This is a genomic window from Pseudomonas sp. LPH60, from assembly GCF_030718165.1.
GTDB classification, from domain to species: domain Bacteria; phylum Pseudomonadota; class Gammaproteobacteria; order Pseudomonadales; family Pseudomonadaceae; genus Aquipseudomonas; species Aquipseudomonas danubii.
The window spans coordinates 232633-253897 of record NZ_JAVAJH010000004.1; the positions used below are offsets into that span (position 1 = coordinate 232633).

The following is a 21265-nucleotide window of genomic DNA, read 5'->3' on the forward strand; positions in this document are numbered from 1 at the left end:
GGTACACAATGCCCACCGGACCGGCCAGCCAATGGCCTGAGCAGACAACAATGAGAGTCAGCATGGACACACCGATTCGCTCGAACCAGGCGTTGCTGGAACAGATCAAGCACGGCCTGAAGCCCGACTACCTGATGTTCTGGGGGCACCAGCCGACCCGGGACGGGCGCCCTTCCCCGAGTTGCTTCAGCCAGTGGTTTGCCGCCGGTCTCGAGATCGAGGGCATCCACTATCCCAGCGCCGAGCACTTCATGATGGCCGGCAAGGCCCTGCTGTTCGACGACCGGGAAACCCACGGGCGCATCCTCAAGGCCGTGACGCCCGCCGATGTGAAGCAACTGGGCCGTGAGGTTCGTGGTTTCGATGACACGCAATGGCAAGCGGCGCGCTTCGACATCGTGGTCCAGGGCAACCTGGCCAAGTTCAGCCAGCACTCGGCCCTGGGCGAGTACTTGCTGTCCACCCGGGACCAGGTGCTGGTGGAAGCCAGCCCGGTGGACCGGATCTGGGGCATTGGCCTGGCCGCCGAGGACGCCAAGGCCAACCGGCCGGAGCAATGGCGCGGCCTGAACCTGCTGGGCTATGCGCTGATGGAAGTGCGGGACAGGTTGCGTACTGCCTGAGGCGCTGCTTTCGCTGGCAAGCCCGCGCCTACAGGCGGTTTTGTGCAGGAGCCGGCTTGCCGGCGAAGCGGCCCTAAAGCCCCCCCACCAGCAACTCTTCCAGCGCCAGCAGATCCGGCACCTTGGCCACCAGCTCGGCCACCTGCACCGCGGCTTTTTCCAGGGGGGCCAGGGGCACGTCGACATAGCTCAGTTGGCTGTCGAGCTTGCAAGAGCGGGGAATGCCCTGCACCAGCAAGGCGATGAACTTCAGTTCCGGGCGCCCGCCCAGGGCATTGAGCACCACGATGCGAGCCCGCTCGCCGATCACCGTCTTGTTGCCACAGGCCGATTCGAAACTGATCAACGGAATCCGCCGCTCGCGCCAGAGCACCTGGCCCAGGTACCAGGGTGGCGAGTCCAGGTCGAAGGCGCCCTGCTGGTAGTCGATCAACTCGGCCACCGCCACGTTCGGCAAGATCAGGGTGCGGTCGGCCAGGGGCAACAACAGCCCGGTGAGGGTGCTGGAGCGGTGATCAAGCATGGTTCTTGCTCCACAGGGCGATGCTTTCCAGCAACACCGACTCTTGATAAGGCTTGCCGAGGTAGTCGTTGACCCCAATGGCCATGGCCCGATCGCGGTGTTTCTGGCCGGTACGGGAGGTGATCATGATGATCGGCAAGTGCTGCAGACGGGGATCGTTACGCACCTGGATCGCCACTTCGAAGCCGTCCATGCGCGGCATCTCGATATCCAGCAGCATCAGGTCCGGGGTGTGCTCGGCCAGCACGGCCATGGCATCGACTCCGTCCTTGGCAGTGAGCACGTTCATGCCGTGGCGCTCCAGCAAGCGGCTGGTGACCTTGCGCACGGTGACCGAGTCATCCACCACCAGCACCAGCATCGGCCGTGGCGGCTCCACCTCGCTCAGTGCTTCTTCCCCGGCCGGACGCGGCACGGGCGCTTGCAACTGCTGTGCGCGGATATGCGCCAGCAGGTCGAGAATCAGCACCACCCGGCCATCGCCGAGAATCGTCGCACCGGACAGGCCCTGCACTGCCGCGAACTGCGGGCCCAGGCTCTTGACTACGATCTCCCGGGTGCCGGCCGTGGTGTCCACCTGCACCGCGATACGCTGCTCGTTGCAGTGCACCAGCAGCACCGGCAACGGCAGCACCTGGCCCAGGAGTTTTGGCCGCGGCACGGTGTGCAGCAGCTCCCCCAGGTAGCACAGGTCATAGCGCTGGCCGGCGTATTCATAGCGCGGCGGGTCGAGTTGGTAATAGGCGTCCAGCTCACCCGGCAGCACCCGGACGATGCCTTCCACGGTGTTCAGCGGGATGGCGTACTGCTCGTCGGCGCACTGCACCATCAATGCCCGGTTGACCGAGACGGTGAATGGCAAACGGATACGAAAATGCACCCCCTGCCCGGCCACCGAATCAATGCTCATGCTGCCGCCCAGTTGGCGTACTTCTTCATGGACCACGTCCATGCCGACGCCACGCCCGGAGATCTGGGTGATCTTCTCGGCGGTGGAAAAGCCCGGCTGCATGATGAACTGCAGCACCTCGCGGTCGCTGATGGGGGCTTGCGGGTCCAGCAGGCCGCGCTTGATGGCCTTGTTGCGCACCGCCTCCAGGGGCACTCCGGCACCGTCGTCGCGCATGTCGAAGATGATGTCGCCGCCCTCGCGGGACAGGTCGAGGGTGATCCGCCCCTGTCGCGGCTTGCCGGCGGCCAGCCGCGCCTCGACGGATTCCAGGCCGTGGTCCACGGCGTTGCGCAGCATGTGCTCCAGGGGCGCGACCATGCGTTCGAGCACGTTGCGGTCCATTTCCCCCTCGGCATTGCCCACCACGAATTCCACGTCCTTGCCCAGCTCTTCGGCCACTTGGCGCACGATGCGCTTGAGCCTTGGCACCATGCGTTCGAAAGGCACCATGCGGGTGCGCATCAGGCCTTCTTGCAACTCGGTGTTGATGCGCCCCTGCTGCTGCAACAGGTTCTCGGCGTCATGGTTGCGCCGGTCGAGGGTTTCCTTGAGGTCCAGCAGGTCCGAGGCCGATTCGAACAGGGCCCGGGACAGCTGCTGCAACTGCGAGTGTCGATCCATTTCCAGGGGGTCGAACTCTTCGTAGCCCAGGCGCTCGGCCTCCACCTGCTGGCGGCTGAGAATCCGTCCCTGGGTTTCGGTGTCCAGGCGGCGCAGCTGGTCACGCATCCGCTCGATGGTGGTTTCCATCTCGCCGAGGGCCACCCGAGCATCGTTGACCTGTTGTTCGATGCGGCCACGAAAGATCGACGTCTCCCCGGCCAGGTTCACCAGGTCGTCCAGCAACTCCGCCGATACCTTGACCATGTCCCCGGCTGCCGCCGCTTCTGGAGCGGGTGCAACAGGCTCGGGCTTGCTCGCCGGTAGCGGGGTTGGCACCCCAGACGTGGACGGCACACGGGGATGGCTCAGGTCGTGGATGGCGTCGATGAGTTTCTGCGCCGCCTCGATGGGCTGGCCAGCCCGGGCTGCGTCGAGCATCTGCGCCAGACGGTCGTGACTTTTCTGCAACAGGGTGAACAGCGCCGGGCTGGGTTGCAGCAGGCCGGCGGACAGGCCTTCGAAGAGAAACTCCAGCTCGTGGGCCAGATCGCCGATGGGAGCAATCTCCACCATCCGCGCACCGCCCTTGAGGGTGTGCAGGTCCCGCAGCAGGGTTTCCACCTCCTGGCGGGCCTGGGGGTCGGCCTGCCAGCGCCCCAGGGCCGCGGCGGAGCTGTCGATGATGTCGAAGCCCTCTTCGAGGAAGATCTCCAGCAGCTCCGGGTCCTGGGCGGCACTGTCTTCCTGCGCCGCGCTCGGCACCGGCTCCGCAGGGCTTGCGGCCTGCTGCCGGTAGGCCCGCACGGCATCGACCTGGGCCCGGGACTCGTCCAGCGGCCGTTGCCCCTGCAATTGCTCCAGCAGCAGCGCCAACTGCTCATGGCTGCTGCGCAATAGCAGGCCCAGGTGCTGACTGTGGCTGTAGCGCCGGTCCACCAGCCCCTCGTACAGCGACTCCAGCTCATGGGCCAGTTCCGCCACCGGGGCCACTTCGGCCATGCGCGCACCGCCCTTGAGGGTATGCATGTCCCGCTGCAGGGACGACAGCGGTGCAGCATTTTCAGGATCGGCCAGCCAGCGCTGCAAGGCCTGGTCGGCGCTTTCGAGGATATCCACCGCTTCTTCGAGGAAGATCTCGACGATCTCGTCATCGGCTTGCAGAGGATCTGCAACCTGCTCCAGGCCAGCGGTGGCCGCCCCCAGTTCACTGATACTCAGGACACGGCTGCCGTCGCTTCTGATCAAGCCGGTGGCGGACGGGTCGAGGCCCTGGTGCAACAGTTCGCGCAGGGCCTCGACCCGCTCCGGCCGCGGGCTGACTTCCTGGCCCGCCGCCAGCTCGTCGAGCATGTTGATCAGGGCTTCATGGGCGCTTTCGGCTTCATTGAAGAAGCCCTCGCTGACCGCCAGGCTGCTTTCCTCCACGGCGCCATAGAGATCGAGCAGGGCCTCGCACAGCTCATCCACCGGATGCAGGTCGGCCAGGTGAGCGCCTTCGCCAAGGGTGGTCAACTCGTCCAGCAAGGCGCTGAGCTCCTGGCGCTCGCCGGGATGCTGCTGCCAACGCCGCAACAGGCTTTCGGCATCCAGCAGGATGTCCATGCCCTGGGCCAGGAAGTTGTTGATCAGTTGCGGATCGCGCTTGGCCCGAGGGGCACTGTCCGGGGCGTTGAGCAAGGCTTCCAGCCGCTCCCCCAGCAGCACCAGGACGCGGCCGACCAATGAGCGGGCACCATCGATGGGCGCCAGCGGATCACTGTCCAGCTGCCGCAAGCCACGGCGCAGCAGGCCTTCGGCCTCCAGCAGCAGTTCCACTTCGTCCAGGTCCAGGGGAATCAGGTGCGCCCGGTACTCCCGGGCCAATTGGTCGAAGGGCCCGGCCAGCTCGGCGATGGGCAGCACTCCGGCCATGGAGGCGCTGCCCTTGAGGGTGTGCAGGGCACGTTGCAGTGCGTCGCTGGCCTGCAACGGCACGTGCTCGGCGGCCTGATCGAGAAAACGCTGGATGCTGTCCAGGTGGGTCTGGGCTTCGGCACGGAAGATTTCCAGCAACTGCGGGTCGAGGGCGTGGTCGTCCGGCGCCACGCTGGCAGGCTCCTCGGCGCCCTTGGCCAGGGCATGGGCACGCGCCGCCAGGCGATCGACATCATCGCGCTGACGCTGACCCTGGACGGCGAATTCGGCGATCAGCTCAGGCAACAGCTCCAGCGTGTCCGCCACCAGCTGCAGGACCTCGGGGCCGGGGGCCACGCTGTGTTCCAGCACCCGATTGAGGAGGTTCTCCACCGCCCAGGCCAACTCCCCCAGCACCAGCGCGCGCACCATGCGGCCGCTGCCCTTGAGGGTATGAAAGGCCCGGCGCAGCTCACTCAGGGCGGACGTGCCCTGGGGGTCGGCCGCCCAGCGCGGCAGGTACTCGCGAAGCATTTCCAGCACTTCCTCGGTTTCTTCGAGGAACACTTCCCGCAGTTCGTCGTCCACGGGCTCCTCGTCCCGAGGGGGCGGCAGCAGGCTGCCCGGGGTGATCAGGGCCGGCGGGTTGAGGGCCGATACCGGCAGCGCCAGCGCATCCGCCAGGGACTGCGCCACCTGGGGATCATCCTGCGCCTGCAGGTCCTGCGCCACTTGGGCCTGGTTGGGACTCAGGGGCTGATCCAGCAACGGCACCTGTTCCACCGGTACATAGCCAAGGGCGGCCAGGCCTTGCTCGGCAACGTCGAGGATCTTTTCGCCCGGGGCTTCATGGTCCTCGCTCAAGCGCTCCAGGTAGTACTCCAGGCTGGTGATCACGTCAGCCAGATGGTCCAGTTGCTGCCAGGCCGGCCTGGGTTGCGCCAGCAGCAGATGCTCGACGATGAACTGGTTGCAGGCCTCCATCAGGCTGGCGGCGCGGGGCAGCGGAATCATCGCCAGGGCACCGCGCACCTGGGTCAGCAGCTCTGGCAGCGAAACCAGTAGCTCGCGCTCCCAGTCACCTTCGATGCACTCGATGATCAGGTCCTTGGCCTGCTGCAGGCAGAGCCGTGCCTCCCTGATCACCAGTTGGTGGATCTGGGTCAGGTCGGTGGTGGGCAGGCGGCTTTCTTCGCGACTCTCCGGCTCCACAGTACCGACCATGCCGGCCAGGGTCGCCTCGACATACAACAGGGCACCGGCCACATCCATCAACACCGCGTCGTCCGGCGCCCGCTGGCCCTGAGCCAGACTCTGCACCACCGCCAACTGGTCGATGATCACCTTGCGCGGCTGGCCGAACCCCAGCACTGCCAGGGTGTCGGCGATCTGCCGCAGCGGCGACAGCAGGCTGTCCAGGTCGCCGGCGTGCTGGCGATCGCTGCGCACGAACAGGTCGAGGCGCTCCTTGACCCGCACCAGGCCGTCGCACACGGCCGCCAGCACCGAACGCATGGCATCGCGATCGGGGCCGGCCATGCGGGCCCGCTCCTCGTCGACCACCGCGCTGTCGGGCAAGGCATCGTCCAGTCCGTAACGTTCTTTCATGGTCAGCATCAATGGAGTGGGATGGCGCGCCTTGGCGATGTAGAACAACAGGCTCTTGAGCAACTCGGCGGGCGCCGCCTGGTTGATGCCGGGCATGCCCTGCTCCAGGAGCCGCTTGAGTTCCTTGTCGGCGTCCTTGAGCAGGCTGCGCACCGCCGGGCTGTTGGCGATTTCGTTCTGGCGCATGCCTTCCACCAGGGCCGAGGCGATATGCCACAAGGGCGCCAGCGGTGCATCCTGGCACAGGGCCTCCAGGCGCTCGAAGACCTTGGCCATGTGGCCCAGGCAAATGTCGGCGTCCTGCTCACGCAGCAGGTCCACCAGCGCGGTCTGCAGCATGTGTCGCAGCTTGCGCAACTGGGTCGGGAATTCCAGGGGTTCCAGCGCTGCCAGGGCCTTGTCGGAAAGAGGCGGCAGGCTGGGCAATTGCGGGCTGAACAGGCTGGTTTCCGAAAGCAGGCTTTCACCCCGGGCGCTGCGCAGGTCGTTGAGCAGTGGCAACACCACCAACGGCAGGTCGCGCCGGGCGCTCTGCACCCGGTCCAGGTACTGGGGCAACTGGCTGATGGCCTGGCGCAGCAGGCGCAGGGCTTCGTCACGCTGGGCCACCCGCTGTTGCTGCAGGGCCAGGGCGAGTTTCTCCATCTCCTCGGCCAACAGCGCGGCGCCGTAGAACTCCACCATCTGCAGGCTGCCATGGACCTGATGAATCCCCTCCAGGCACTGGTCGAGGGCGTCCAAGGCCTGGGGATCGTCCGCCAGGTGCTCCAGTGCCTGATAGGCCTGCTTCAAGGTCTCGGCAATTTCGCCCTTGACCCATTCCAGGGCCACATAGTCATGCCGGTCAACCATAACCACTCCAGTCAAAACCTTCTGTGCTCGCCAGATCGCAAACGGGTTCCCAGCGTCAGCGGTTGTCATTCGGGGCCGGTCCCCGGGTCGCCGGCAGGGTAAAGCCGGATACAGAGCGGCGCAGTTGGCTGGCCATCTTCGCCAGGTTGCCGATGCTCTCGGCGGTCGCAGTGGAGCCGGACGAGGTTTGCGAGGTGATCTGCTGGATCACGTTCATGGTCAGGGAAATCTGACCGGCCGAGGAGGTCTGTTGCTGGGCCGCATTGGAGATGCTCTGGATCAGCGCCGCCAGGGTCCTGGATACGCCTTCGATTTCTTCCAGGGCCACCCCAGCGTCCTGGGCCAGGCGCGCACCGCGCACCACTTCGGTGGTGGTCTGCTCCATGGAGATCACCGCCTCGTTGGTATCGGTCTGGATCGCCCGCACCAGGGTCTCGATCTGTCGCGTGGCCGCCGAGGAGCGCTCCGCCAACCGTTGCACTTCATCGGCCACCACGGCAAAACCGCGCCCGGCATCCCCGGCCATGGAGGCCTGGATCGCCGCGTTGAGGGCCAGGATGTTGGTCTGGTCGGCAATGTCGTCGATCAGGCTGACGATATCGCCGATTTCCTGGGAAGACTCACCCAGACGCTTGATGCGCTTGGCGGTGTCCTGGATCTGTTCACGAATGTTGTCCATGCCGTGGATGGTGTTGTGCACCACTTCGTTGCCCTTGTTGGCGATCTCCACCGAGCGCTCGGCCACCGCCGAGGACTCCGCCGCGGTGGCCGAGACCTGATCGATGGACTGGGCAATGTCGTTGATCGCCGTGGAGGCTTCGCAAATCTGCTGCGCCTGATGCTCCGAGGCTTCCGCCAGTTGCATGGCGGTGGCCTGGGTTTCCTGCACCGCGCCGGCCACCTGACCCGCCGTGAGGTTGATGGTGGCCACCAGGTCGCGCAGTTGGTCGACGGAATAGTTGATGGAATCGGCAATGGTGCCGGTGAAGTCCTCGGTCACCGAAGCGGTCACTGTCAGGTCGCCGTCCGCCAGGTCCTCGATCTCATCCAGCAGACGCATGATCGCGTTCTGGTTGCGCTCGTTCTTCTCGGCGGTTTCCCGCAACTGGCGGTTGGTTTCGCGGACCATCACCAGGCCGATGAGGATGATCGACGCCAGTGCCAGCAGGCCCAGGACATAACCGCCGATGGTGTCCAGCTTGCGGCTGCCGGCCAGGTTCTCGAAGCCGGTGGCCAGCAGCGAGGCTTCGTCCAGCAGGGTCTGGGACAGGCTGAAGATGTTGCTCGCCGATTCGCGGACCTGGAACAGCTCGGGCGAGGTTTCGAGGATCTCGTCCACGGAACCGGAAACGAACTCGAACAGTTCGGAAATCTCCGTCAGGCGGGACCGGGCGTCGAGGTCTTCGACCTGGCTGATCTTCAGCCCCGGGTTGCCTTGCAGCATGCCGTTGAGCACCTGGCCGAAACGCGCGGCATCGCGGCCGAATGCATCGGCGGCCTGCACGGCGTTTTCGTCGCCGGCCAGCACCGTATTCACCGCACCGAGAATCCGTTCGGCCAACAGCGACTGGCGCTGGGCCATGGCCACCTGGGCTGCCGGGGCGCCGCGCTGGAGCAGGATCTCCACCACCTTTTCGTATTCCACCTGCAACTGCGGCACGGTTTCCGCCAGGGTCGCGGCCACCTGATGCAGGGACAACACCGTCTGTTCGCTGGCCAGGATCGCGTCGGTGTTCTTCAGCAGTTTTTCCCAGTCCAACTGCACGGCGCGCATTTCCTGACGCAGGGCCACCGGGGCCCCGGGCAGGCCGGTGGCCGGGTCGCCCTTCTTCAGATAGCCCCAGCGCTGGGCAAAGTCGTTGCGTGCATCCCCCAGCAGCTTGAACGCCGCGGCCTTGCCCGCCGCCGCTTCGGTGGCGTTCTTGGCGATGCGCTGGGACAGCACCCGCAGCTCACCGGCATGGCCGATGTACTGCTTGTCGTAGGTGGCCTGGGTATTGAGGTAAGCGAAGTTGGCGAACAGCAGCATGATGAACACGATCAGTGCGATGAACAGCACGATGATCTGCGAGCGACTGCGGGAGCCCTCCAGGGGCTTGCCGGTTTTGGCGTTGGTCATCGATCAGGCCTGTGGCGAGCGGGCGGTCCCGCGTTCGGGTCCCCGGGACGCACGCATCGCCAGGGCAGCATGGATTGATCCAGGAAGGCACGGGCCTGCCATGGCACTGCAAACGGGCTGCACAGCCGTCGGGGAGTCATTCATGCCGCCACCTCCAGGAACCCGGGAGAACGGGCCAGGGCGAAGGGGCTGAACACCTGCCAGACCTGATCACGACGGAACTGCCCTTGCAGGTAGGGATTGATCGCGGCGTCGGAGAATCCGCCAAGGCCGGGCTCCAGGCTGTCCTGGGCAAAGTGCTGCAGGCCGGCCACCTCATCCACCAGCAGGCCGGCGAACAGCTCTTTGTACTCCACCACCAGCACTCGCCGCTGCTTGCGCAGGGGCGACAGTTCATGACCGAAAAAACCGCACAGGTCCATAATCGGCAGCAGGCGCCCACGCAGGTTGGCCACGCCCTTGACCCAGGGTTTGACCCCGGGCAGCAGGGTGTAGCGCGGCTCGTGCAGGACTTCGCTGATCTCGCCCATGGCCGCGACATACCAGTGCTCTCCCAGGCGGAAACCGATACCGCTCCAGCTGTGCTGGCGGGTTTCCTGGGACGGCAGGTCGGCAGCCAGCAGGCGGCAGCGCTGGTCGATCTCCAGCAGCAGCTCGAAGGCGGTCTGGGATTCGCTCATGGCCGGGCGGTCAGCCGGCCAGGACGTTGTTCAGGGTCTTGATCAGGGTCTCTTCGTCCACCGGCTTGGTCAGGTAGTCCTTGGCGCCCTGGCGGGTGCCCCAGACCTTGTCGGTTTCCTGATCCTTGGTGGTGATGATGATCACCGGGATGTGGCTGGTCTCGGCGTCCTTGGTCAACTGCCGGGTGGCCTGGAAGCCGTTGAGGCCGGGCATGACGATGTCCATCAGCACCGCATCGGGTTTTTCTTCCCGGGCCAGGGCCACGCCGTCGGCACCGTTCTCGGCCTTGAGCACTTCATGGCCGTGCTTTTCCAGCATGCCGGTGAGTTTGTACATTTCAGTCGGCGAGTCATCGACGATCAGAATACGAGCCATGGTCTTCCCCATACGGTATAGGCGCGCGGCCCGCGGGCCGGACGCCATTGTGCGTGTCTACTGTGGCGCAAGCGCGATAAAGTCCGGAACGTGGGCCTTGATTGCGCTCAGCAGTTCTTCCTTGCTGAAGGGTTTGGTCAAAAACTGGTCGGAGCCGACGATACGCCCCTTGGCCTTGTCGAACAGGCCGTCCTTGGAGGACAGCATGATCACGGGAATGGACTTGAACGCGCTGTGGTTCTTCACCAGCGCACAGGTCTGATAACCGTCGAGCCGCGGCATCATGATGTCGACGAAAATGATTCCGGGGTGGTGGTCGACGATCTTCGACAGCGCTTCGAAGCCGTCCACTGCGGTAATGACTTCACAGCCGACGTTCTTCAGCAGCATTTCGGCCGTGCGGCGAATCGTCTTCGAATCGTCGATCACCATCACCTTCAAGGCGTTGGAATGCTGTTCCATATCTGCTCTGCCATCGCCCCAGCGAATGATTTGATCCGGTACCGCTGGCCAACGCCCCAAACCCTTGAACTTCAAGGCCTCGGCCCGGCCTGCGAGCCTTTTTAGCACACTCTCCCCCCTGCAATCTATGGACCACGCCAGGCAGTGGTTTTTCCTTGACCCAGGCCCTTGTCAGCGCCACTCTGACGCCACTTTTTTTGCCTTACTTCCACTCATTTTCTTAAAGGAATCCACCCATGAGCGTTCGCGTCGGGATTGTCATGGACCCTATCGCCAGCATTTCCTACAAGAAGGACAGCTCGCTGGCCATGCTGCTGGCCGCCCAGGAGCGCGGCTGGACCCTCTTCTATATGGAGCAGCGCGACCTGTACCAGGGCGCCGGCGTGGCCCGGGCGCGCATGCGGCCGCTGCAGGTGTTCGCCAACCCGGAGAAATGGTTCGAGCTGGACGCCGAGATCGACTGCCCGCTGAGCGATCTGGACGTGATCCTGATGCGCAAGGACCCGCCCTTCGACATGGAGTTCGTCTACTCCACCTACCTGCTGGAACAGGCCGAAAGCGCCGGCGTGCTGGTGGTCAACAAGCCCCAGAGCCTGCGCGACTGCAATGAAAAGCTGTTTGCCACCCTGTTCCCCCAGTGCACCCCGCCCACCGTGGTCAGCCGTCGCGCCGATGTGTTGCGCGAGTTCGCCGCCCAGCATGGCGATGTGATTCTCAAGCCCCTGGACGGCATGGGCGGCACCTCGATCTTCCGTCACCGCGCCGGCGACCCGAACCTGTCGGTGATCCTGGAAACCCTGACCGTGCTCGGCAGCCAGCAGATCATGGCCCAGGCCTACCTGCCGGCCATCAAGGACGGCGACAAGCGCATCCTGATGATCGATGGCGAACCGGTGGATTACTGCCTGGCGCGCATCCCCGCCGCCGGTGAAACCCGTGGCAACCTGGCCGCTGGCGGTCGTGGCGAGGCCCGTCCACTGAGCGACAAGGATCGCTGGATTGCCGCTCAGGTCGGCCCGACCCTGCGGGCCAAGGGCCTGCTGTTCGTCGGCCTCGACGTGATCGGCGAGCACCTGACGGAAATCAACGTCACCAGCCCCACCTGCATCCGTGAAATCGACAATGCCTTCGGCACCCAGATCGGCGCGCGGCTGATGGATGCCATCGAACGCAAACTGCAAGCCGCCAGCAACAAGCCGCAAGCTTGATCTGCATCAAGCTGCAGCTTGTCGCTTGAAGCTTGGCACTCAAGGCTTGAAACCAACATTGCGTTATCATGCGCCGCCTGTGAAACCGTGATGTTGGTTGTGTGATGCCTCCTGTGATGTCGAACCGTCGATGAACCTCCCGTCCGATCTGCCCCCCGAGCTGGCCCATAGCGGCGTGCGCGCGGCCGATCGCCTGGGATTTACCCTGTTCCTGGCGGCGCTCCTGCACCTGGCACTGATCCTCGGCCTGGGCTTTTCCTTTGCCGAACCCAAGGCGATCAGCAAGACCCTGGAAATCACCCTGGCCACCTTCAAGAGCGAGACCAAGCCGAAGAAGGCCGACTTCCTCGCCCAGGAAAATCAGGAAGGCAGCGGCACCCTGGACAAGAAAGCCATTCCGAAAACCACCGAAGTCGCCCCCTTTCAGGACAACTCGGTGAAAAAGGTCGTGCCGCCACCGTCAGTCAAACCTGAAGTCAAGGAAGTCGCGCCCAAAGCGGCCGTGGCCACCACCGCGCCGAAGCCGAAAAAGACCGTGACCCAGCGTGAAGAGGTCAAGAAAGACCCGACGCCAAAGGCCGATACCCCGCGTTTCGACAGCGCTCAACTGTCCAGCGAGATTTCCAGCCTGGAAGCCGAACTGGCCAACGAACAGCAGCTGTACGCCAAGCGTCCACGCATCCACCGCCTGAGCGCCGCCTCCACCATGCGCGACAAGGGCGCCTGGTATAAGGACGAGTGGCGCAAGAAGGTCGAGCGCATCGGCAACCTCAACTACCCCGAGGAAGCCCGGCGTAAGCAGATCTACGGCAACTTGCGGCTGATGGTCTCGATCAACCGCGACGGTTCCCTGTACGAAGTGCTGGTGCTGGAGTCCTCCGGCCAGCCGCTGCTGGACCAGGCCGCCCAACGCATCGTGCGCCTGGCGGCGCCGTTCGCCCCCTTTACCGGCGACCTGTCGGACATCGACCGCCTGGAAATCATCCGCACCTGGCGCTTCGCCCGGGGCGACAAACTGTCCAGCAACTGATCGTTCGCCCCTGCGGCCTCGAAGAGGCCCGACAGAGTGGCGCAAATCCCAATGACGCCTTCGCTGGCAAGCCAGCTCCTGCACAGGGCGCGCTTGTCAGCCGGGCCCGCCACCGCCACACTAGCGCTCATGAAAAATGTCAGCCCCAGCTATCTCAAGCATCACTTCCTGATCGCCATGCCCCATATGGCCGACCCGAATTTTGCCCAGACGTTGACCTATATCGTCGAGCACAATGCCAGCGGCGCCATGGGCCTGGTGATCAATCGGCCCCTGGACCTGAGCCTGGCCGATATCCTCGAACAATTGCGCCCCGACGAAGAACCGTCGCTGCTGTGCCAGCATGTGCCGATCTTCAGCGGCGGCCCGGTGCAGACTGATCGCGGTTTTGTCCTGCACCCCAACGGCCCGATCTATCAGGCCACGGTGGAATTCGAAGGACTGTCCCTGTCCACCTCCCAGGATGTGCTGTTCGCCATTGCCGACGGCGTGGGCCCGGCCAAGAGCCTGATCGCCCTGGGCTATGCCGGCTGGGAAGCCGGGCAGCTGGAAGCCGAACTGGCGGACAACGCCTGGCTGACCTGCCCCTTCGACGCCGACATCCTGTTCAACACCAGCAGCGAATTGCGCCTGGAAGCCGCCGCCCGGCACCTGGGGGTCAACCTCAGCCTGCTCACCAGCCAGGCGGGGCACGCCTGATGGCCTTGCGACTGATCCTGGGCTTCGACTACGGCACCAAGCAGATCGGCGTTGCCGTGGGTCAGGCCATCACCGGCCAGGCCCGGGAGCTGTGCACCTTGAAGGCGCAGAACGGCGTGCCGGACTGGAATCAGGTGCAAGCGCTGATGACGGAATGGAAACCCGACGCCGTGGTGGTGGGCCTGCCCCTGAACATGGACGGCAGCCCCAGCGACATGTGCGTGCGCGCCGAGAAGTTCGCCCGGCGCCTGAACGGCCGCTTCAATGTGCCCTTCTATACCCACGATGAACGCCTGACCACCTTCGAGGCCAAGGGCGAACGCCTGGCCCGGGGCGGGCAGAAAGGCAGTTACCGCGACAACCCGGTAGACGCCATCGCCGCGGCCCTGCTGCTGCAGGGCTGGCTCGACGAAAACGCCACGCTGTTGAATACCTGAGATCCCGAATCCTGAAGATGCGCGGCCCAAGGCTGCGCGCCTCCTGGCCCAACACCAGCCGTAAGTTCCCGTGCCCTGCTGCCCGGCAGCAGGCGCGAGCCCACGAAGGAGCCACCATGAGCCTGCCCAATCCCGCCGCCCTGATCAGCCAGATGGCCACTGATCTCAACGCCCACCTGGCCCAGCGCGCCATCAGCGAGCCGCGCTTCATCGGTATCCGTACCGGTGGCGTGTGGGTGGCCCAGGCCCTGTTGGAAGCCCTGGGCAGCGACGCCCCTCTGGGCACCCTGGATGTGTCCTTCTACCGCGACGACTTCAGCCAGAACGGCCTGCACCCGCAAGTTCGCCCTTCGGAACTGCCGTTCGAGATCGAAGGCCAGCATCTGGTGCTGATTGATGACGTGCTGATGAGCGGCCGGACCATCCGCGCCGCCCTCAACGAGCTGTTCGACTATGGCCGTCCAGCCAGCGTGACCCTGGTCTGCCTGCTGGACCTGAACGCCGCCGAGCTGCCGATTCGTCCGAATGTGGTGGGCGCGACCCTGTCGCTGGCCGCCCACGAGCGGGTAAAATTGTCCGGTCCTGCGCCGCTTCAACTCGAGCTCCAAGACCTCGCCCTCTAACTCGCCCTTTTAAGAGTCCATTGCGATGACGCCTCTAGACGCCAAGCGCCCGCTGCAGCTCAACGATCAGGGCCAGCTGCGCCATTTCCTGTCCCTCGACGGCCTGAACCGCGAGCTGCTGACAGAAATCCTCGACACCGCCGACTCCTTCCTCGAAGTCGGCGCCCGGGCGGTCAAGAAAGTCCCGCTGCTGCGCGGCAAGACCGTGTGCAACGTGTTCTTCGAGAACTCCACCCGGACCCGCACCACCTTCGAACTGGCGGCCCAGCGGCTGTCGGCGGACGTGATCACCCTGAATGTCTCGACCTCCTCGGCGAGCAAGGGTGAAACCCTGCTGGACACCCTGCGCAACCTGGAAGCCATGGCCGCCGACATGTTCGTGGTACGCCACGGCGACTCCGGCGCCGCGCACTTCATCGCCGAACACGTGTGCCCTCAGGTAGCGATCATCAACGGCGGCGACGGCCGTCACGCCCACCCGACCCAGGGCATGCTCGACATGCTGACCATCCGCCGGCACAAGGGCGGCTTCGAGAACCTCTCGGTGGCCATCGTCGGCGACATCCTGCACTCGCGGGTAGCCCGCTCGAACATGCTGGCGCTGAAAACCCTCGGCTGCCCGGACATCCGCGTGATCGCACCGAAAACCCTGCTGCCCATCGGCATCGAGCAGTACGGGGTCAAGGTCTACACCGACATGACCGAAGGCCTGAAAGACGTGGACGTGGTGATCATGCTGCGCCTGCAGCGTGAGCGCATGCAGGGCGGCCTGCTGCCCAGCGAAGGCGAGTTCTACCGCCTGTTCGGCCTGACCACCGCACGCCTGGCCGGGGCCAAGCCCGACGCCATCGTCATGCACCCGGGCCCGATTAACCGCGGCGTGGAGATCGAATCGGCGGTGGCCGACGGTCCGCACTCGGTGATCCTCAATCAGGTGACCTACGGCATTGCAGTGCGCATGGCCGTGCTGTCCATGGCCATGAGCGGGCAGACCGCCCAGCGACAATTCGAGCAGGAGAACGCCCAGTGAAGCTCAGCATTCTCGGCGCCCGCGTCATCGATCCAAGCAGCGGCCTGGATCAAACCACTGATCTGCACCTGGAAGCCGGCAAGATCGTCGCCATCGGCGCCGCCCCCAATGGTTTCAATGCCGTCACTATCATCGACGCCAAGGGCCTGGTGGCCGCGCCCGGCCTGGTGGACCTGAGCGTGGCCCTGCGCGAGCCGGGCTACAGCCGCAAGGGCAGCATCGCCAGCGAAACCCGCGCCGCCGCGGCCGGTGGCGTCACCAGTCTGTGCTGCCCGCCGCATACCAAACCGGTACTGGATACCTCGGCCGTGGCCGAACTGATCCTCGACCGCGCCCGGGAAGCCGGCAACAGCAAAGTCTTCCCGATCGGGGCTCTGAGCAAGGGCCTGGAAGGCGAGCAATTAGCCGAGCTGATCGCGTTGCGTGACGCCGGCTGCGTGGCCTTCGGCAACGGTCTGGACGGCTTCCGCAGCACCCGCACCCTGTGCCGTGCCCTGGAATACGCCGCCACCTTCGACCTGACGGTAATCTTCCACTCCCAGGACCGCGACCTGGCCGAAGGCGGCCTGGCCCATGAAGGTGCTACCGCCAGCTTCCTCGGTTTGCCGGGGATTCCCGAAAGCGCGGAAACCGTGGCCCTGGCCCGGGACCTGCTGCTGGTGGAACAAAGCGGCGTGCGCGCTCACTTCAGCCAGCTGACCAGCGCCCGGGGCGTTGAGCTGATCGCCCAGGCCCAGGCCCGCGGCCTGCCAGTGACCGCCGATGTGGCGCTGTATCAGCTGATCCTCACCGATGAGGCGCTGATCGACTTCTCCAGCCTGTATCACGTGCAGCCGCCACTGCGCTCGCGGGCCGACCGTGATGCCCTGCGTGCAGCGGTGAAGTCCGGGGTGGTGCAAGCCATCTCCAGCCATCACCAGCCCCACGAGCGCGATGCCAAGCTGGCGCCGTTCGGAGCCACCGAGCCCGGCATCAGCAGCGTCGAGTTGCTGCTGCCACTGGCCCTGACCCTGGTTCAGGACGGTTTACTGGACCTGCCGACCCTGCTGGCGCGCCTCAGCGCGGGTCCTGCCGAGGCCTTGCGCCTGCCGGCGGGCAAGCTGGTGGAAGGGGGTGCAGCGGACCTGGTGCTGTTCGACCCGGCCAGTTCCACCGTGGCCGGCGAGCGCTGGCTGTCCAAGGGCGAGAACTGCCCGTTCCTCGGCCATAGCCTGCCGGGCGCCGTGCGCTACACCCTGGTGGATGGGCATATCAGCTATCAAGGCTGATTGCCTGGCTGGCGCCCTGTAGCCGCTGCCGCAGGCTGCGAACGGCTCCGAAGGAGCCGCCGCTCCTGATGGCGGCCTGCGGCAACAGCCCCATGCAACGCCATCACCGCCTGCGCCGCTGACTGGATCAGCGGCGTTTGGCGTTTTCCAGGGAGACCTGGTCGTTCAGGGTCCAGAAGTCGTACAGCACCCCCAGGAAGAACAAACCACCGGTGAACAGGTAGAGCACACCGCTCAGCCATTTGCCCTGGTACATGCGATGTACGCCAAATACCCCGAGGAAGGTCAGCAGAATCCAGGCCACGCTGTATTCCAGGGGACCAGAGGTAAAGCGCAAGTCCGCTTCCCGGTCCATGGACGGGATCAGGAACAAGTCGATCAGCCAGCCAATGCCCAATAGACCAAGGGTGAAGAACCAAATGGTCCCGGTCACCGGCTTGCCGTAATAGAAGCGGTGAGCGCCGGTAAAACCGAGAATCCACAACAGGTAACCGATCACCTTGCTGTGGGTGTCATGGGCGGATGCATCCTGACGATAGGTGTTCATTAAGAGCCTCTTGCTAGGTGATAGATAAATATTCTTAAAATCTTTGTGACTTTTTTACAGGCTTTCGACGTGTGGACAATGTTACCTTCTGTTCCGCCAAAGCCTTGTACTGCCTGACTTCTGACGGTTTTCTGCGTCAAGTTGCCACCTCTTTGCCGAAGTTGACCCCAAGGTTGAATCGACAAACGGCCACGGAAGTGACCTGAAAGCTGTTATAAAGTTGCGCGCTAACCAAATAAGAGCCTTGCCTAATGCGACCATTTTTCAAGACATGGCTAACCATTTGCCTATTAATGCCACTGGCCGCCCACGCCACCAACCGTGAGCAACGACTTCCCAACGTTAATGGCTACACCCCGAAACCCCATGTTTCGACGGTCACCGCCAAGAACAAGACCACCATCAAGCACCCCACCCGCCTGAGCAAGGCCGACAGCAAGCTGGTGGCCAACAACGCCGGCCGGCCAAGCACCACTGTCCTCAGCCGTGCGGTCAATGTGCTGGGCACCCCCTATCGTTGGGGCGGCAGCAGCCCAAGTAAAGGCTTCGATTGCAGCGGCCTGGTGCGCTACGCCTTCAATGACGTCGCCGCCGTGGACCTGCCACGCACCTCCAACGCCATGGCCAGCGGCCACGGGCAGAAGGTCGAGCGCAAGGACCTGAAGCCGGGCGATCTGCTGTTCTTCAACATCAAGAGCCGCAAGGTCAACCACGTCGCCATCTACCTGGGCGAAGACCGCTTTATCCACGCCCCACGGCGCGGCAAGGCAGTGACCATCGACACCCTGAAGAAACCCTACTGGCAGAGCCACTACGTGGTTGCCAAGCGGGTACTGCCCAAGGAACAGGCACCTCTGCGGGTCGTGCAGCGCTGATCTGCTGATTCGCCCATTCGCCGGCAAGCCGGCTCCTACACCCACCTGTAGGAGCCGGCTTGCCGGCGAATGCATTTCCAGCCCTGTCAAAAGCTCTCCGGCATCCGGGCCTGCTCCCGCGCCTGTTCACGGCTGATCAGCCCTTGCCCCAGCAATGCCTTGAGGCTCATGTCCAGGGTGCGCATGCCCTGGGCCCCGCCGGTCTGGATCGCCGAATACATCTGCGCCACCTTGTCCTCGCGAATCAGGTTACGGATCGCCGCATTGCCCAGCATGATTTCGTGAGCCGCCACCCGCCCACCGCCCACTTTCTTCAGCAACACCTGGGCAATGACCGCCTGCAGCGACTCGGCCAGCATCGAGCGCACCAGGGCCTTTTCCTCCCCCGGGAACACGTCCACCAGCCGGTCGATGCTCTTGGCCGCGGATGCAGTGTGCAGGGTGGCGAACACCAGGTGCCCGGTTTCGGCGGCGGTCAGGGCCAGGCGAATGCTTTCCAGATCGCGCAACTCTCCCAGCAGGATCACGTCCGGGTCCTCCCGCAGCGCCGCACGCAAGGCGGTGGCGAAACTGCGGGTATCACGCGGCACCTCGCGCTGGTGGATCAGGCAACTTTTCTGCGGATGAATGAACTCGATGGGGTCTTCGAGGGTGAGGATGTGCTGCTGCCGATGCTGGTTCAGGTGATCGATCATCGCCGCCAGGGTGGTGGATTTGCCGCTACCGGTGGGCCCGGTGACCAGCACCAGCCCCCGAGGCGCTTCGGCAATCTGCTGAAACACTTGCCCCAGTCCCAACGCCTCCAGGCTCTGTACCCGTGACGGGATCAGGCGCAGCACTGCAGCCGCTCCCCGGACGTGCTGGAAGGCATTGACCCGGAACCGCGCCACGCCCGGCAGTTCGTAGGCAAAGTCCAGATCCTGCTGGCTGGCGAACACCTGCCGCTGTGGCTCGCTCATCAAGCCATGCATCAAGGACAGCACCTGCTGTGCATCCAGGGCCGGGCTGTCCAGCGGACGAATATCGCCATCAATGCGCAACATCGGCGCCAGTCCGGCAGACAGATGCAAGTCGGAAGCACCCCGGGAGATGCTCAAAGTCAGGAGTTCGGTGATGTCCATAGTGCCCCCCAATTCCAGTAGAATGCCGCGAGCTTCAGACCCAGCCGCCATGCCAGGCAATGACCGGCGCGGCCCTTGAGCGATGCTCGGGCCGGTCGACAATCAGGGTCTGGTGGATTCATGCGGCGGTTGGCGGCCAAGGTCACAGGCTCCCGGTCGCCGGTACTTTTGAGAAGAAATCGAATGTCCACGATAGCAGACAACATTGCCCAGCTAGCCGAGCGCATCCGCAGCGCCTGCCAGGCCGTACAGCGTGCCCCGGACAGCGTCATGCTGCTGGCCGTGAGCAAGACCAAACCCGCCGCCGCCCTGCGCGAAGCCTATGCCGCCGGCCTGCGGGACTTCGGCGAGAACTACCTGCAAGAAGCCCTGGGCAAACAACAGGAACTGGCGGACCTGCCCTTGAGTTGGCACTTCATCGGCCCCATTCAGTCGAACAAGACTCGCGCCATTGCCGAGCACTTTGCCTGGGTGCATTCCGTGGATCGCTTGAAAATCGCACAACGCCTGTCCGAGCAACGCCCCGCCGAGCTGCCGCCGCTGAACATCTGCATCCAGGTGAATGTCAGTGGCGAAGCCAGCAAGTCCGGCTGTACCCCGGCCGACCTGCCAGACCTGGCCAGGGCCATCAGCGCCTTGCCACGCCTGCAACTGCGCGGGCTGATGGCGATTCCCGAGCCCACCGAGGACCGCGCCGCCCAGGAAGCCGCCTTCGCGGCGGTGCAGGCCCTGAACAACCAACTGCGCGACAACCTCAAGCTGCCCCTGGACACCCTTTCCATGGGCATGAGCCACGACCTCGAAGCGGCCATCGCCCAGGGCGCCACCTGGGTGCGGATCGGTACCGCACTGTTTGGTGCCCGCGACTACAGTCAGTCCTGATGCGACTGACCCTGACCTCTCATAAGGACCTGTCATGAACACGACTCGTATCGCTTTTATCGGCGCCGGCAACATGGCGGCCAGCCTCATCGGTGGCCTGCGGGCCAAAGGCCTTGAGGCGGCACAGATCCGTGCCAGTGACCCCGGCGCCGAAACCCGGGCCAAGGTGGCTGCCGAACACGGCATCCAGGTGTTCGCCGACAACGCCGAAGCCATCGCCGGCGTCGATGTGATCGTCCTGGCGGTCAAACCCCAGGCCATGAAAGCCGTGTGCGAAGCCCTGCGCCCGAGCCTGCAGCCGCAGCAGCTGGTGGTGTCCATTGCCGCCGGCATCACCTGCGCCAGCATGAACCACTGGCTCGGCGAGCAACCGATCGTGCGCTGCATGCCCAACACCCCGGCGCTGCTGCGCCAGGGCGTCAGCGGCCTGTATGCCACCGCCCAGGTCAGCCCTGAACAGCGCCATCAGGCCGAAGAACTGCTGTCCGCCGTGGGCATCGCCCTGTGGCTGGATCAAGAGCAACAACTGGACGCTGTGACCGCGGTGTCCGGCAGCGGCCCGGCGTATTTCTTCCTGCTGATCGAAGCCATGACCGCCGCTGGCGAAAAGCTCGGCCTGCCTCGGGAAACCGCCGCCCAACTGACCCTGCAGACCGCCCTGGGGGCGGCTCACATGGCAGTGTCCAGTGACGTCGACGCCGCCGAGCTGCGCCGCCGCGTAACGTCGCCAGCCGGCACCACGGAAGCCGCGATCAAATCGTTCCAGGCCAACGGCTTTGAAGCCCTGGTGGAAAAAGCATTGGGTGCCGCCGCGCACCGCTCGGCCGAAATGGCCGAACAACTCGGTCGTTAAC

Annotated in this window: 19 protein-coding genes; 11 read left to right on the top strand and 8 right to left on the bottom strand. The window is 64.7% G+C overall.

Annotation, left to right across the window (positions count from 1 at the left end):
• Nucleotides 1-62 precede the first annotated feature (62 nt).
• Entirely contained in the window at nucleotides 63-623 is a 561-nt protein-coding gene (locus tag Q8O96_RS15820; RefSeq protein ID WP_305949084.1) for an NADAR family protein, read from the top strand.
• 73 nt (nucleotides 624-696) lie between these two features.
• Here the strand turns inward: Q8O96_RS15820 and Q8O96_RS15825 are convergent, their stop codons facing one another.
• The 6 genes from Q8O96_RS15825 to pilG form a co-directional block, all read right to left on the bottom strand.
• Nucleotides 697-1146, bottom strand: a complete 450-nt coding sequence (locus tag Q8O96_RS15825) for a chemotaxis protein CheW (protein ID WP_102862066.1) — start codon at nucleotides 1144-1146, stop codon at nucleotides 697-699.
• Nucleotides 1139-7054 carry an Hpt domain-containing protein gene (locus tag Q8O96_RS15830; RefSeq protein WP_305949085.1) on the bottom strand — a complete coding sequence of 1972 codons (5916 nt, stop codon included), beginning with the start codon at nucleotides 7052-7054 and terminating at the stop codon, nucleotides 1139-1141. The genes Q8O96_RS15825 and Q8O96_RS15830 overlap by 8 nt, the downstream gene beginning before the upstream one ends.
• A 55-nt stretch (nucleotides 7055-7109) precedes the next feature.
• Nucleotides 7110-9173 (bottom strand): methyl-accepting chemotaxis protein, encoded by a 2064-nt coding sequence (locus Q8O96_RS15835; protein ID WP_102862068.1) that lies wholly within the window; start codon nucleotides 9171-9173, stop codon nucleotides 7110-7112.
• 140 nt (nucleotides 9174-9313) lie between these two features.
• Nucleotides 9314-9853 (bottom strand): chemotaxis protein CheW, encoded by a 540-nt coding sequence (locus Q8O96_RS15840; protein ID WP_102862069.1) that lies wholly within the window; start codon nucleotides 9851-9853, stop codon nucleotides 9314-9316.
• 10 nt (nucleotides 9854-9863) lie between these two features.
• Complete coding sequence (gene pilH / locus Q8O96_RS15845) at nucleotides 9864-10229, bottom strand: twitching motility response regulator PilH (protein WP_011064000.1); 366 nt, start codon at nucleotides 10227-10229, stop codon at nucleotides 9864-9866.
• A gap of 57 nt (nucleotides 10230-10286) precedes the next feature.
• Complete coding sequence (gene pilG, locus Q8O96_RS15850; protein ID WP_305949086.1) at nucleotides 10287-10691, bottom strand: twitching motility response regulator PilG; 405 nt, start codon at nucleotides 10689-10691, stop codon at nucleotides 10287-10289.
• A gap of 236 nt (nucleotides 10692-10927) precedes the next feature.
• On the opposite strand from pilG, the gene gshB reads away from it, so the two are divergent.
• From gshB to Q8O96_RS15885, 7 genes are all read left to right on the top strand, one after another.
• A complete protein-coding gene (gene gshB / locus Q8O96_RS15855; protein ID WP_102881162.1) occupies nucleotides 10928-11899 on the top strand; it encodes a glutathione synthase in 972 nt (323 codons plus the stop codon).
• 130 nt (nucleotides 11900-12029) lie between these two features.
• Nucleotides 12030-12929 carry an energy transducer TonB gene (locus Q8O96_RS15860; protein ID WP_102881163.1) on the top strand — a complete coding sequence of 300 codons (900 nt, stop codon included), beginning with the start codon at nucleotides 12030-12032 and terminating at the stop codon, nucleotides 12927-12929.
• Nucleotides 12930-13058: 129 nt separating this feature from the next.
• Nucleotides 13059-13628, top strand: coding sequence for a YqgE/AlgH family protein (locus Q8O96_RS15865; protein WP_102862072.1), 570 nt, complete (start codon nucleotides 13059-13061; stop codon nucleotides 13626-13628).
• Nucleotides 13628-14065, top strand: coding sequence for a Holliday junction resolvase RuvX (gene ruvX, locus Q8O96_RS15870; RefSeq protein WP_102862073.1), 438 nt, complete (start codon nucleotides 13628-13630; stop codon nucleotides 14063-14065). The genes Q8O96_RS15865 and ruvX overlap by 1 nt, the downstream gene beginning before the upstream one ends.
• Before the next feature lie 116 nt (nucleotides 14066-14181).
• Nucleotides 14182-14688, top strand: coding sequence for a bifunctional pyr operon transcriptional regulator/uracil phosphoribosyltransferase PyrR (gene pyrR / locus Q8O96_RS15875; RefSeq protein WP_060841533.1), 507 nt, complete (start codon nucleotides 14182-14184; stop codon nucleotides 14686-14688).
• A 25-nt stretch (nucleotides 14689-14713) separates the two neighbouring features.
• The gene (locus tag Q8O96_RS15880) at nucleotides 14714-15718 is read left to right on the top strand and encodes an aspartate carbamoyltransferase catalytic subunit (protein ID WP_011064007.1); all 1005 of its coding nucleotides are present in this window, start codon (nucleotides 14714-14716) and stop codon (nucleotides 15716-15718) included.
• Nucleotides 15715-16986 carry a dihydroorotase gene (locus tag Q8O96_RS15885; RefSeq protein ID WP_102862074.1) on the top strand — a complete coding sequence of 424 codons (1272 nt, stop codon included), beginning with the start codon at nucleotides 15715-15717 and terminating at the stop codon, nucleotides 16984-16986. Before Q8O96_RS15880 ends, Q8O96_RS15885 begins: the two co-directional genes overlap by 4 nt.
• Before the next feature lie 127 nt (nucleotides 16987-17113).
• Here Q8O96_RS15885 and Q8O96_RS15890 read toward each other — a convergent pair whose 3' ends face one another.
• Nucleotides 17114-17533 carry a TM2 domain-containing protein gene (locus Q8O96_RS15890; RefSeq protein ID WP_305949087.1) on the bottom strand — a complete coding sequence of 140 codons (420 nt, stop codon included), beginning with the start codon at nucleotides 17531-17533 and terminating at the stop codon, nucleotides 17114-17116.
• 251 nt (nucleotides 17534-17784) lie between these two features.
• On the opposite strand from Q8O96_RS15890, the gene Q8O96_RS15895 reads away from it, so the two are divergent.
• Nucleotides 17785-18408, top strand: a complete 624-nt coding sequence (locus tag Q8O96_RS15895) for a C40 family peptidase (RefSeq protein ID WP_102862076.1) — start codon at nucleotides 17785-17787, stop codon at nucleotides 18406-18408.
• 86 nt (nucleotides 18409-18494) lie between these two features.
• On the opposite strand, the gene Q8O96_RS15900 is transcribed toward Q8O96_RS15895, so the two are convergent.
• The gene (locus Q8O96_RS15900; protein WP_115581139.1) at nucleotides 18495-19529 is read right to left on the bottom strand and encodes a type IV pilus twitching motility protein PilT; all 1035 of its coding nucleotides are present in this window, start codon (nucleotides 19527-19529) and stop codon (nucleotides 18495-18497) included.
• Between the two features lie 183 nt (nucleotides 19530-19712).
• On the opposite strand from Q8O96_RS15900, the gene Q8O96_RS15905 reads away from it, so the two are divergent.
• Together Q8O96_RS15905 and proC are read left to right on the top strand one after the other, a co-directional pair.
• On the top strand, nucleotides 19713-20411 hold the full coding sequence (locus Q8O96_RS15905) for a YggS family pyridoxal phosphate-dependent enzyme (protein ID WP_102862078.1): 699 nt from the start codon (nucleotides 19713-19715) through the stop codon (nucleotides 20409-20411).
• Nucleotides 20412-20445: 34 nt separating this feature from the next.
• On the top strand, nucleotides 20446-21264 hold the full coding sequence (gene proC / locus Q8O96_RS15910) for a pyrroline-5-carboxylate reductase (RefSeq protein WP_102862079.1): 819 nt from the start codon (nucleotides 20446-20448) through the stop codon (nucleotides 21262-21264).
• The last annotated feature ends 1 nt before the right edge of the window (nucleotide 21265 follow it).